The sequence below is a fragment of the Oceaniglobus roseus genome, from assembly GCF_002869745.1.
In the GTDB taxonomy this organism is placed as follows: Bacteria; Pseudomonadota; Alphaproteobacteria; order Rhodobacterales; family Rhodobacteraceae; genus Oceaniglobus; species Oceaniglobus roseus.
In genome coordinates, this window is sequence record NZ_PNOS01000023.1 from 31589 (window position 1) to 44661 (window position 13073).

At 68.8% G+C, this 13073-nt stretch carries 10 protein-coding genes; 5 read left to right on the forward strand and 5 right to left on the reverse strand.

Going from position 1 to position 13073, the window contains the following annotated elements; all coding sequences use genetic code 11:
- Positions 1–37 precede the first annotated feature (37 nt).
- Positions 38–517 (forward strand): PaaI family thioesterase, encoded by a 480-nt coding sequence (locus A7B20_RS12475; RefSeq protein ID WP_102108916.1) that lies wholly within the window; start codon positions 38–40, stop codon positions 515–517.
- Positions 514–996 (forward strand): GNAT family N-acetyltransferase, encoded by a 483-nt coding sequence (locus A7B20_RS12480; protein ID WP_102108917.1) that lies wholly within the window; start codon positions 514–516, stop codon positions 994–996. The genes A7B20_RS12475 and A7B20_RS12480 overlap by 4 nt, the downstream gene beginning before the upstream one ends.
- Here A7B20_RS12480 and A7B20_RS12485 read toward each other — a convergent pair.
- Together A7B20_RS12485 and A7B20_RS12490 are read right to left on the reverse strand one after the other, a co-directional pair.
- Entirely contained in the window at positions 968–2035 is a 1068-nt protein-coding gene (locus A7B20_RS12485; protein ID WP_102108918.1) for a DUF2235 domain-containing protein, read from the reverse strand. The genes A7B20_RS12480 and A7B20_RS12485 overlap by 29 nt on opposite strands.
- A complete protein-coding gene (locus tag A7B20_RS12490) occupies positions 2001–4307 on the reverse strand; it encodes a xanthine dehydrogenase family protein molybdopterin-binding subunit (protein WP_102108919.1) in 2307 nt (768 codons plus the stop codon). The genes A7B20_RS12485 and A7B20_RS12490 overlap by 35 nt, the downstream gene beginning before the upstream one ends.
- 428 nt (positions 4308–4735) lie before the next feature.
- On the opposite strand from A7B20_RS12490, the gene A7B20_RS12495 reads away from it, so the two are divergent.
- Entirely contained in the window at positions 4736–7843 is a 3108-nt protein-coding gene (locus A7B20_RS12495; RefSeq protein WP_102108920.1) for a valine--tRNA ligase, read from the forward strand.
- A 231-nt stretch (positions 7844–8074) separates the two neighbouring features.
- On the opposite strand, the gene uxuA is transcribed toward A7B20_RS12495, so the two are convergent.
- Positions 8075–9286 (reverse strand): mannonate dehydratase, encoded by a 1212-nt coding sequence (gene uxuA / locus A7B20_RS12500; protein ID WP_102108921.1) that lies wholly within the window; start codon positions 9284–9286, stop codon positions 8075–8077.
- A gap of 18 nt (positions 9287–9304) precedes the next feature.
- On the reverse strand, positions 9305–9991 hold the full coding sequence (locus tag A7B20_RS12505) for a rhomboid family intramembrane serine protease (protein ID WP_102108922.1): 687 nt from the start codon (positions 9989–9991) through the stop codon (positions 9305–9307).
- A 76-nt stretch (positions 9992–10067) separates the two neighbouring features.
- Between A7B20_RS12505 and trpS the strand changes: the two genes are divergently transcribed.
- Positions 10068–11102 (forward strand): tryptophan--tRNA ligase, encoded by a 1035-nt coding sequence (trpS, locus tag A7B20_RS12510; RefSeq protein ID WP_102108923.1) that lies wholly within the window; start codon positions 10068–10070, stop codon positions 11100–11102.
- Between the two features lie 233 nt (positions 11103–11335).
- Positions 11336–11830, forward strand: coding sequence for a VOC family protein (locus A7B20_RS12515; RefSeq protein WP_102108924.1), 495 nt, complete (start codon positions 11336–11338; stop codon positions 11828–11830).
- A gap of 134 nt (positions 11831–11964) precedes the next feature.
- Here the strand turns inward: A7B20_RS12515 and A7B20_RS12520 are convergent, their stop codons facing one another.
- On the reverse strand, positions 11965–13008 hold the full coding sequence (locus tag A7B20_RS12520; RefSeq protein ID WP_102108925.1) for an aldo/keto reductase: 1044 nt from the start codon (positions 13006–13008) through the stop codon (positions 11965–11967).
- Between the last annotated feature and the right edge of the window lie 65 nt (positions 13009–13073).

The window sequence follows — 13073 nt, forward strand, 5'->3', positions numbered from 1 at the left end:
CCCCAAGGTGCCCGGACCGAATCGAGGTCCGGGCCCCATGTTCGCAAAATCTCCTGCCGATCTTCCCGACCTGGCCCGCATCCTGTCGATGTCGGGCCTCGCCTTCATGGAGGGCATCCGCGACGGCACCCTGCCCGCGCCGCCGATCTGCGAGGGCATGAACTACCTGCTCGACACAGTGGAACGGGGCCGCGTCGTCTTCCGCGGCACGCCCGAATTCGCCCACACCAACCCGGTCGGCACGGTCCACGGCGGCTGGTACGGCACGCTTCTGGACAGCTGCATGGCCTGCGCGGTGATGACCGAGGTGCCCCGGGGCTGGGCCTATACGACGCTCGAATACAAGATCAACATCACCCGCGCCCTGCCGCTCGGGACCGAGATCCTCGCCACCGGGCTCACCGCCCACGCGGGGCGCTCCACCGGTGTCGCGACGGGCGAGATCCGCGGTGCCGGGGATGGCAAGCTCTATGCCACCGGATCGACCACCTGCCTCATCTACCAGCCGAAGCCATGACCGACCTCACCTTCCGCCCCGCCACCCCCGCCGACATCCCGGCGCTCACCGACATCTGGGACGCGGGCTGGCACCAGGGCCATGCCGAGACCGCCCCGCCCGAGTTGACCGCGCTCAGGACCCGGCAGAGCTTCGCCGAGCGCATCGCCGCCCACCTCCCGGCCACCTTCCTCAGCGAAAGCGGCGGGGCGATCGCCGGCTTCGTCATGCTGGAGGGGAACGAGATCTACCAGTTCTACGTCGCGCGTCCCTTCCAGGGGACCGACGTCGCGCGTCGGCAGATGGCCGAGGCCGAACGCCGCCTTGCCGCCACGGGCCATTGCGACGTCTGGCTTGCCTGCGGCCTTGGCAACGCACGGGCCGCGCGGTTCTACGGCAAGTGCGGCTGGGAGAACGTCGGCAGGCGGCGCGAGGAGATGGAAACCTCTGCCGGGCCCTTCGCGCTCGACATCATCCGGTTCGAAAAGTCGCTGGCGTAGCGGGGGCAGGCAGCGCCGTCGGATGCACCGCCTCGCTCGGGTCCAGCCCGACGGGTCGCCGCGCGCGGTTCAGGAACAGCTTGCTCCAGCCCGTGAAACTGCCCGACGACGGCGCTTCGGGATCCATGGGGAAGCGCGCGCGCCAGCCGTCGGGCAGCGGCAGCCCGCAGGATTCCGCCTTGTCCAGCATCCAGACCAGCGGGATGTTCGCCAGCGGCCGGCACTCCGCCCGCCCGCCCTGCTGGCCGCCGACATCGCCATGGGTGCCGCGGAACCACATCTGCTCGCAGATGCCCTCGAACCCGTTGGTGGTATTCCACAGCACCGGCTCGTAGGCGCGCCGCGTCTCGCCCATGGCAAGGGCGTGATACCCCCGAAGCGTCGTCGGCCCCAGGTCGTGGTTGTGGAAGGCGTGCAGCACCTGCGACCAGCGCCAGACCAGCGGCGCCCGCAGACCCAGCGCCTTCACCGTGTCCCAGGCGCCGATCATCTCGATCCGCACCGCCTCGTGGCAATGGGCGGCGCGGAACGACGCGATGTGTTCGGGCGAGGAAAGATCGCGGTAGAGCCTGTAGGCGGCCGCGACGGTGCGCGCCGTGGCGTCGTCGGCCCGGACCAGCCCCACCCGGTCGATCACCCCGGCCAGCGAGCGCACCGCATAGGCGCCGCGGGAATAGCCGAAGAGGAAGATCCGGTCGCCCTGCCGGTAGCGCGACGCGAGCGCGCCATAGGCCCGCTGGATCTGCGAGTTCAGCCCCCGCCCGATCACCACGTTCCTGACCTGCCGCCAGTTCTCCCACTGGAGACCCGGTTCGTAGCGGACCGAAAGCCCGGCCCGCGGCGCCAGTTCGCTCAGCAGTTTCCAGGTCAGCCCGGCGTTGGTTTCCCACCCGGGTTCGAGCGAGGACATGGTGCCGTCGAGGATCACCACGTGATCGACAGGCCCCCGCAGCGCCCGCCAGGGAGTCTGGCGGATGCGGCGGGGGGCGGGGCCGCGTCCCGGCTTACTCGGCGGCGATCCTCTGGCTGTCCTGCTCATTCAGGACGGACCATACACGGTGCGGCGTAAACGGCATGTCAATTTGACGGATGCCGCGCTCCCACACCGCATCCAGTACCGCGTTTGCCACAGCCGCCAGCGCACCGACGGTCCCCGCCTCGCCGCAGCCCTTCATGCCGAGGACGTTGGCCGTCGAGGGCACCGGCTCGGTCGAGAAGGCGATCATCGGCATCGTGTCGGCCCGCGGCATCCCGTAATCCATGAAGGTCGCGGTCAGCAGCTGCCCCTCGGCGTCATAGACCACCCGCTCCTGGATCGCCTGGCCGATGCCCTGGGCGACGCCGCCATGCACCTGACCTTCGGCCAGCATCGGGTTGATGAGATTGCCGAAATCGTCGACCACGGTATAGCGGTCGACGACAACCACGCCGGTCTCGGGGTCGATCTCGACCTCTGCCACATGGGCGCCGTTCGGGAAGGACCGGCCCGGCAGCGTCGCCGTCTCCTGCACCTTCAGAAGGTCGTGCCGCCCCTTGGCGCGGGCCATCTCGGCCACCTCCAGCATCGTCGGCGTCTCGTTCGACCCGTCGACCCGGAACCGCTCGTCGTCGAAGGACACCTTCTCGGGATCCGCGCCCAGCTCCTCGGCGAGGAAGCCCGAGAAGCCCGCGATCATCTTGCCGACCGTCGCCAGCGTCGCCGAGTTCTGCGTCGTGACCGAGCGCGACCCGCCGGTGCCGCCGCCCGTGGCGATGCGGTCGCTGTCGCCCTGCACCACGCGGATCGCTTCCAGCGGGATGCCGGTCTGGTCCGAGAGGAACTTGGCGAACACCGTCTCGTGCCCCTGCCCGTTCGACTGGGTGCCGACATAGATCAGAACCGTGCCGTCCTCCTGGAACTCGACCTCGGCCGTCTCCGACGGATTCCCGAGGATCGATTCGATGTAGTAGCAAAGCCCCTGCCCCCTGAGCTTGCCCTGCTTCGCGCTTTCGGCCTTGCGCGCGGCAAGGCCCGCACGGTCCGAATGCTTCTCGGCCGAGGCGAGCACGCGGTGGAAGTCGCCCACGTCATAGGTTTCGCCCGTCGCGGTGGCATAGGGGAACCTGGCCGAGGGGATGAAGTTCTTGCGCCGCATCTCCCACGGATCGACCCCCAGCTCCCGCGCCGCGTAATCGACGATCCGCTCCAGCGCGAAGATCGCCTCGGGGCGGCCGGCTCCGCGATAGGCGTCGACCTGCGTGGTGTTGGTGAAGACGCCGGTGCACTGCATCCAGACGGTCTGAAGGTCGTAGACGCCCGTCAGCACCCGGCTGAACAGCTGCGTCTGGATGAACTGCGCGAAGCCCGAGTTGTAGGCGCCGATGTTGCTGACCGAGCGGATCCGGTAGGCGGTGATCCGGTATTCCGCGTCGAAGGCCAGCTCGGCCTCGCTCACCAGGTCGCGGCCCGCGTTGTCGGTCAGCATCGCCTCGGTGCGCTCGGACATCCAGCGCACGGGCTGCCCCAGCTTCTTCGCCGCCGCGGCGACCATGAAGTACTCGGGGTAGGTGAAGCCCTTCATGCCGAAACCGCCGCCCACGTCGGGGTTGGTCACGCGGATCGCGGAGGGGTCGAGGTGGAAGGCCGCGGCCAGCTCGCCCTTCAGCCCCCAGACCCCCTGCCCGCCGAAGCAGACATGCAGGCGGTCGTTCTCCCACTCGGCATAGGCGCCGCGCGGCTCCATCGAGTTGGCGATGACGCGGTTGTCTTCGATCTTCAGCTTCACGGTATGGGCCGCCTCGGCGAAGGCCGCGTCGGTCGCCGCCTCGTCGCCCATGCCCCAGTCGAACACCACGTTGTCCGGCGCCTCGTCATGGAGCGTTTCGCCCCCCGGCACCGGGTCCACCTTCACCGGCAGGTCCGTATAGTCGAACTCGATCAGCTCGGCCGCGTCGCGCGCCTGCACCAGCGTCTCGGCCACCACGAAGGCCACCGGCTCGCCCACGAAGCGCACCTTGCCCTTGGCGAGGAACGGACGGATCGGGCCCGCGCCCATGGAGCCGTCGCGGTTCTTCACCTGCGAATAGGCCATGGCCAGTTCGACGCCCATGGATTCGATCTCGTCGGCCGTCAGCACCGCCTTCACCCCCGGCGCCGCCAGCGCCGCGGACACGTCGAGCCCGTCGATCGAGGCGTGGGCGACCGGCGCGCGGAAAACCACCCCGTAAAGCGCGTTGGCCGGGGCGATGTCGTCGACGTAGCGGCCGTGGCCGGTCAGGAAACGAACGTCCTCGACCCGCTTGACGGGCTGCGATTTTCCGAAACTGTCCATGGGGCTCTCCTCGGCGTGACAATGACGACGCGAACACTAGCGGCCCGCGAGCCGGTGTCCAGCCCCGGCGGGCGCGGCGAAGGGCCCCGTCCCGTCGGTCGATGGAAGCCCGGCCCCTGCACCGCAGCATCCCGCCACCTGCGCCTGCAGGAGGCTGCGGAGCGCGTGTTTCCGGCACGAGAACGCAAGGACGCGGCGCGCCCCACCGGCCGGATCGCTCCGCCGGCGGCCTGCCTCTTCCCTGCACGGTCATCGGCGCTCCAGCCCCTTCCGGGGCCCGAGCCCAGGCGACCAGCCTCGAAGGCAGGTGAATCCCCGCCGTTCTTTCTTGCCTCAAAACCTCATGCCCGCCCCGCCGCGGCCGCATCGGCCTTTTCCTTCAGCGCGACCTTCGCTAAGTCCTCGGCCAAGCCAGACAGGACAGACCGATGCCGATGGAAAAGACCTTCGACGCCGCCGCGGCGGAAAGCCGCCTCTACGACGCCTGGGAGAAGGCGGGATGCTTCACCGCCGGGGCCAATGCCTCGCGCGCCGAAACCTTCTGCGTGATGATCCCGCCGCCGAACGTCACCGGCTCGCTCCACATGGGCCACGCCTTCAACAACACGCTGCAGGACATCCTGGTGCGCTGGCACCGGATGCGCGGCTTCGACACGCTCTGGCAGCCCGGGACCGACCACGCGGGCATCGCCACCCAGATGGTGACCGAGCGCGACATGGCCGCCCACCAGGAGCCCGACCGCCGCACCATGGGCCGCGAGAAGTTCGTCGAGCGGGTCTGGCAGCAGAAGATCAAGTCCCGCGGCACGATCATCGGCCAGCTGAAGCGCCTCGGCGCCTCCTGCGACTGGAGCCGCGAGGCCTTCACCATGTCCGGCGCCCCGGGCGCCCCCGAGGGCGAGGAGGGCAACTTCCACGACGCCGTCATCAAGGTCTTCGTCGAGCTCTACGACAAGGGCCTGATCTACCGCGGCAAGCGGCTGGTGAACTGGGACCCGCATTTCGAGACCGCGATCTCCGACCTCGAGGTCGAGAACGTCGAGGTCGACGGCCACATGTGGCACTTCAAGTACCCGCTCGCGGGCGGCGAGACCTACGAATACGTCGAGACCGACGAGGACGGCAACGAGACCCTGCGCGAGACGCGCGACTACATCTCCATCGCCACCACCCGGCCCGAGACGATGCTGGGCGACGGCGCCGTGGCGGTGCATCCGTCGGACGCGCGCTACGCGCCCATCGTCGGCAAGCTCTGCGAGATTCCGGTCGGCCCGAAGGAGCACCGCCGCCTGATCCCGATCATCACCGACGAATACCCCGATCCCAAGTTCGGCTCGGGCGCGGTGAAGATCACCGGCGCCCACGATTTCAACGACTACGCCGTGGCGCAACGCAACAACATCCCGCTCTATGCCCTGCTCGACACCAAGGGGCAGATGAGAAGCGACGGTCTGTCCTACGAGGAGTCCGCGATCCGGGCCGGCGAGTACGCCCGCGCCTGGGCCGAGATGCACCGCGCGACCGAGGGCCGGTTCCAGTCGCCGACCGAACAGCCGGTGCCCGACGTGAGCGAGCTGAACCTCGTCCCCGAGGCCTACCGCGGCCTCGACCGGTTCGAGGCGCGAAAGCGCATCGTCGCCGACATCACCGCCGAGGGCCTCGCGGTGATGGTGAAGAACCCGGATCCCGAGCCGGAAGACGAGGCCGAAAGGGCGGGTTTCCAACCCACCATCCCCCTCGTCGAGGCGAAGAAGATCATGCAGCCCTTCGGCGACCGCTCGAAGGTGGTGATCGAGCCGATGCTGACCGACCAGTGGTTCGTCGACACCGCGAAGATCGTCCAGCCCGCCATCGACGCCGTCCGCTCGGGCGAGGTCACGATCCTGCCCGAGCAGGATCGCAAGGTGTACTTCAACTGGCTGGAGAACATCGAGCCCTGGTGCATTTCCCGCCAGCTCTGGTGGGGGCACCAGATCCCGGTGTGGTATGGCGCGAGATACGAGGACCACCTTCGCGACGGCAAGGTCGTGGGGAAACGCTTCGTCTACGATGACCAGAAAACCTTCTGCGCGCCCGACTTCGCCCAGGCGAAAAAGCTTGCCGAGGATTACTATGCCGAGTCCGGCGTCTCAATCCGGGTCGCTGGAGAAGCAGCGGACGCAATCGAAGCGTGGCGTTTATCAAGCGAAGGCGTCGGCGAGGGTGAAGGCAAGAACGCCTATTATCTATGGCGCGACCCCGACGTCCTCGACACCTGGTTCTCCTCCGGGCTCTGGCCCATCGGCACCCTCGGCTGGCCCGAGGAGACGGAGGAGCTGAAGAAGTACTTCCCGACCTCGGTCCTGATCACCGGCTTCGACATCATCTTCTTCTGGGTCGCCCGGATGATGATGATGCAGTACGCCGTGGTCGGCCAGCGCCCCTTCGACACCGTCTATGTCCACGCGCTCGTCCGCGACGAGAAGGGCAAGAAGATGTCGAAGTCGCTCGGCAACGTGCTGGACCCGCTCGACCTGATCGACGAGTTCGGGGCCGACGCCGTACGCTTCACCCTGACCTCCATGGCCGCCATGGGACGCGACCTGAAGCTGTCGACGCAGCGCATTGCGGGTTACCGCAACTTCGGCACCAAGCTCTGGAACGCCTTCCGCTTCGCCGAGATGAACGAGGTGCCCTTCGGCACCCAGGGCACCCCGCCCGCGCCGGAGAGGACCGTCAACCGCTGGATCCTCGGCGAGACCGCCAAGGTCCGGGCCGAGGTCGACGCGGCGCTCGAAGGCTACCGTTTCAACGACGCGGCGAGCGCGCTCTACGGCTTCGTCTGGGGCAAGGTCTGCGACTGGTACCTGGAGTTCTCCAAGCCCCTGCTGATGGACGGCACCGACGCCGAGAAGGCCGAGACCCGCGCCACCCTCGCCTGGGTGCTGGACCAGTGCCTGATCCTGCTGCACCCGATCATGCCCTTCGTCACCGAAGAGCTCTGGGGCCAGGTGGAGCGTCCGAAGATGCTGGTCCACGCCGACTGGCCGACCTACGGCGAGGATCTGGTGGACCCGGCGGCCGATGCCGAAATCAACTGGGTGATCGCGCTGATCGAGGGCATCCGCTCGGTCAGGGGCGAGATGAACGTGCCCGCCGCGCTGAAGGTGGACCTCCTGCAGCTCGACCTCGACGAGGCGGGGCGCACCGCCTGGGCGAACAACGCGCCGCTGATCGAGCGGCTGGCGCGCGTCGAGTCCCTGAGCGAGGCTCCGGAGGCGCCGAAGGGGTCGGCCACCATCGCGGTGAAGGGCGGCACCTTCGCCCTGCCGCTGGCCGGGATCATCGACGCGGCGGCCGAGCGCGCGCGGCTCGACAAGGCGCTGCAGAAGGTGGCGAAGGAACTCGGCGGGCTGAACGGCCGGCTGAAGAACCCGAAGTTCCGCGAAAACGCCGACGCGCAGGTGATCGAGGAGACCGAGGCGCAGGCGGCGCTCAAGGCCGAGGAGCAGGCCCGTCTGGAGACGGCGCTCGCGCGGGTGAAGGAGCTGGGGTGAGGCGGGGGGCGGAGGGCGACGCCCGATGCCTTTAATCGGTTCGCCCGCAGGGAAAGCGGAGTTTGGGAAACTCCGGGCACACGCGCGGAGATGTCATGCCCAGGTGTCAACCCGGGCAGCCCCCGACCGCCCCGTCACGCCAAAGGCGTGCCTTCGGCACGACGGGCGGGGACTGCCCTCTGAGCAGAGCGGACAGGTTGAAGATGTCTCCCGCTCCTCGATCAGGCCGGGTTACCCCTGAATTCCCCCGAACGCCGCCATCACCCCGCGCAGCTCCGCCAGCCCCCGCATCCGCCCGATCAGCGGATAGCCCGGCATCCCCTGCACCGCGAGATCGCCCAGGAGGTCCTGCCCGTGGTCGGGGCGCATCGGGATCTGCCAGTCGGCGCGCCCCTCGGCCTTCCTCCGCTGCTCCTCGGCCACCAGCGCGCGGACGGTCGCCACCATGTCCGTGTCGCCCTCCAGGTGCGCCGCCTCGAAGAAGCTCGACCGGGCCCCGTGGGCGGGCGCGATCCGCTTCGTGTTGCGCAGGTGGGCGAAGTGGATCTTCGGCCCCAGCCGTTCGACGAAGGCCACCGGGTCGAACTCCGGCGCGACGCCGAGCGAGCCGGTGCAGAAGGTCGCCCCGTTCGCGGGCGACTCCACCGCGCCCAGCACCGCCTCGTAATCCGAAAGCGACGACATGATCCGCGGCAGCCCCAGCAGCGGGAACGGCGGATCGTCGGGATGGCAGCAGAGCCGCATCCCCAGACCTTCGGCGAAGGGCACCACCTCGGACAGGAAATCCACCAGGTTCGCCCGCAGACGCTCCGCCCCGATCTCTGCATAGCGCTCGAGGTGGCCGCGGATGTCCTCCAGCGTCCAGCTGTCGTTCGCCCCCGGCAGGCCCGCCACCACGTTGTTCTGCAAGGCCAGCTTCTCGGCCTCGCCCATGCCCTCGGCCAGCGCCCGCGCCGCCTCGATGCAGGCCTCGGGATAGTCGTCGAAGGCGCCGGGGCGGGCGAGGATGAACAGATCGAACGCCGCGAAGGACTCGAGGTCGAACAGCATCGCCGTGCCGCCATGGGGCTGGGGCGCGCGCAGGGTCGTCCGGGTCCAGTCGAGAACCGGCATGAAGTTGTAGCAGACAACCGAAATCCCCGCCTCGTGCAGGTTCCGCAAGCTCTCCCGGTAAGCCTCGAAATGCGACCGGAAATCCCCCGCCTGCGTCTTAATCTCCTCGCTCACCGGCAGGCTTTCCACCACCTCCCAGGCCAGCCCCGAGTCACCGCCGCCCGGCAGCGTCGCGATCTCGCGCTGCCGCTTCGCGATCTCCTCCGCGGGCCACACGAGCCCCGGCTTGAAGTGGTGCAGCGCCGAGACGACACCCTCCACCCCGGCCTGGCGCATCTCCGCCGTACTCACCGTATCGGCCGGTCCGAACCACCGCCACGTCTGCCGCATCCAAACTCTCCCTGAAAATCAACGTTGCCGCAGCCGGGCGCGCACCCGGGCGACACCGCCGGGGCTGACCAGGAACGACATGAGGAACCCCGCCACGAACCCGCCAAGCTCGGCCACCCAGGCGTTGCCGCCGCCGAACAGCAGCCCGAAGATCAGCTGGATCCCCAGAAGGAAGCCGATCAGCGTGAAGGCCCGCATCCGGTTCTCGCCCACTCGCCCGAGCCCGGTCCACAGGATGAAGGTATAGGCCCCGATCAGCCCGTAGACGCCCGGATAGCCGCCGAACAGCGCCACCGGCGAGGGCTGGAGGTAGGTGTAGCAGAGCGCGCCGAACACCGCCGCGCCGAAGAACACGACCAGTACCGCCGCGGGGTGGAACAGCTCGGCCACCATCTTGCCGAGCGCCAGCACGAAGACCACCACGAACAGCATGTGGGTGAAGTCCTGGTGGACGAAGGGATAGGTCAGGAACCGCAGCAGCTGGTCGGGCGGATAACGCCCCAGCGTCACCATCTGCTCGAGGATCTGCGGCGCGAAGGCGAAACGGTTCAGCGCATCGAGCCGCCAGCCCACGCCCGCCGCGCCGCCGACGAAGCCCGCCGAGGCCGCCTGGAACACCAGCTCGATCACGAAGATCGGCAGGGCCAGCGCCCAGACCACGGGCGGCAGCGGGTTGAACGGCGGGGCGTTGCGGTCGGGATGCATCCGGGGGCCTTCCTTGACGGGCGCTCGGGCCATGGGTAAGCGGTTGGCCCGGGAATATCCAGACGGAGCACGCACCATGACCGCCGCCAAGTTCACCCCGCGGGTCTTTTCCGGGATCCAGCCGTCGGGCGGCCTGACGCTCGGCAACTACCTCGGTGCGATCAAGCGGTTCGTGGACGTCCAGAACGACGGACTGAAGGGCCAGCGGTTCGAGACGATCTACTGCATGGTCGACATGCACGCCATCACCGCCACCCTGCCCGACCCGGCGACGCTGCAGAAGAACACCCGCGAACTCTGCGCGGGCTTCATCGCCTCCGGCATCGACCCCGAGAAATCCATCCTCTTCAACCAGTCCCGCGTCCCGGAACACGCGCAGCTCGCCTGGATCTTCAACTGCGTCGCCCGCATGGGCTGGATGCAGCGGATGACCCAGTGGAAGGACAAGGCCGGCAAGAACGCCGAGAACGCCTCGCTCGGGCTCTTCGCCTACCCCGCGCTGATGGCCGCCGACATCCTGATCTACCACGCCACCCACGTCCCGGTGGGCGAGGACCAGAAGCAGCACATCGAGCTGACCCGCGACATCGCGGCGAAGTTCAACCACGACTACGGCGTGGACTTCTTCCCGATGACCGAGCCGGTGATCGAGGGCGCGGCGACCCGCGTCATGTCCTTCCGCGACGGGACCAAGAAGATGAGCAAGTCCGACCCCTCGGACGCCTCGCGCATCAACATGACCGACGACGCCGACACGATCGCGAAGAAGATCCGCAAGGCCAAGACCGACCCCGAGCCGCTGCCCGAGACGCTCGAGGGCCTGAAGGACCGCCCCGAGGCGCGCAACCTCGTCAACATCTACGCCGCGCTGTCGGACAAAACGGCCGAAGAGGCCATGGCCGAGGTCGCGGGCCAGCAGTTCGGGCAGTTCAAGCCGATGCTCGCCGACCTCGCCGCGGCGAAACTCGCCCCGATCTCGTCCGAGATGGCGCGGCTGATGCAGGAACCGGGCGAGATTGACGCCATCCTCGCCCGCGGCGCCGAACGCGCCCGCGAGATCACCGCGCCGATCCTCGACGAGACCTATCGCATCGTCGGCCTCGTGCGGTAACGGCGCAGATTGTCGAGTCGATGTTGGCCGGGCCTAGACCCGGCTTGCACGGCGAGACCTGCGGGGCCGCCCGCCTGCAATGCGATCCGCCGAAGCCCGACCCTACACGCGTCGCGCCCGGCGTGCGGGGGCGTCCTGCGCACCCGCGCACCGCCCCCCTGCGCCCACGGCCGTTCCGCCGCCACCGCCCGTCGCCTATATCTCCGGAAACCCACCGCCGCCGGAGAGCCGCCATGTCCCTGCCCCCCGCCACCCGCATCGGCCACGTCCATCTGCGCGTCGCCGACCTCGACCGCGCCATCGCCTTCTACGGCGGCGTCCTCGGCTTCGAGATCACCCAGCGCTACGGCGCCCAGGCCGCCTTCCTGTCCGCGGGCGGCTATCATCACCACATCGGCCTCAACACCTGGGACAGCCTCGGCGCAACACCCCCGCCCCCGGGCCACACCGGCCTCTACCACACCGCGATCCTGTTTCCCGACCGCGCCAGCCTCGGCGCCGCCGTTGCCCGGATCGTCGACGCAGGCCACCCGCTGACCGGCGCCGCCGACCACGGGGTGAGCGAGGCGGTCTACCTCGACGATCCCGACGGCAACGGCGTCGAACTTTACCGCGACCGCCCCGAGGCCGAATGGCCCCGCGACGCCGACGGCACCCTCGCCATGGTCAACCGCCGCCTCGATGTCGCGAAACTGGTGGCGGAGGGGCGCGCCGCGGCAGGCACCTAGGCAGGCCCGCTCCGCAGCGCACACGGCCACAGGGCACAGCCCCATCTTTGCTTCATAAATATCCCCGCCGGAGGCATTGAAAGTTCCGGCGGGACCTCTGCCGCAAGTGCCCCGTCACCGCGACGCGAAACCGCTCAATACGGCATCGGATGCGCCTTGTGGGCCGCCGCGATGTCCTCCAGCACCTCCGCGCCGAGCTTCACGTCCACCGCGCCGATGGCGCGCTCCAGATGCTCCATCGTGGTCGCGCCGAAGATCGGGACGGTGCGGAACGGCCGGGTGCGCGTCCAGGCCAGCGCCAGGTGCACCGGATCCAGCCCGTGCTTTTCCGCGATCCTCAGATAGGCGTCGACCGCGGCGAAGGCGGCTTCGGTCTTCCGCCCCCCGAGATCGCCGTTGCGATCCATGCGCGAGCCCTTCGGAATGTTGCCGTTCTGATATTTTCCGGTCAGAAGTCCCGCGGCGAGCGGCGAGAAGGCCAGCAAGGTGACATTCTCGTGGTGGCTCATCTCGGCCAGGTCGCTGTCGTACTGGCGGCAGAGCAGCGAGTACTCGTTCTGCATCGAAGCGATCCGCGGGCCGCCCGTCGCCTCGGCCGCGCGGTTCCACATCATCGTGCCCCAGGCCGACTCGTTCGAGAGCCCGAAGGCGCGGATCCTGCCCTCGTCCACCAGCGCCTTCAGCGTGCGCATCACGTCGGCGAGGTTGTCCTCGACCTCCGCCGTCACCTGCCCGGAGGGATCGAAGCCCCAGATCCTGCGGAAGTGGAACGAGCCGCGGTTCGGCCAGTGCAGCTGGTAGAGATCGACGTAGTCCGTCTGCAGCCGCTTCAGCGAGCCCTCCAGCGCCGCCCGCAGCGTCCGGCCCGTGACCGGCTGGCCCTCGCGCACGAAGCTGTCGTTGAAGCCCGCGCATTTCGTCGCCAGCACGACCTCCTTGCGCCGCCCGGTCCTGGCGAACCACGACCCGACGTAGCTTTCGGTCAGTCCCACCGTCTCTTTCGTGACCGGGTTCACCGGGTACATCTCGGCGGTGTCCCAGAAGTCGATCCCGGCGTCGAGCGCCCGGTCCATCTGGGCGTGGCCCTCGGCCTCGGTGTTCTGCGTGCCCCAGGTCATCGTCCCGAGGCAGTATTCCGACACCATGATCCCCGTGCCGCCCAGTTCCAGCCTGTCCATCGCTCACTCCTTCTCGTTGCGGCTGAAGGAGTAGCGGCTGGGGCGGGGAAGTCCATGGACCCGCA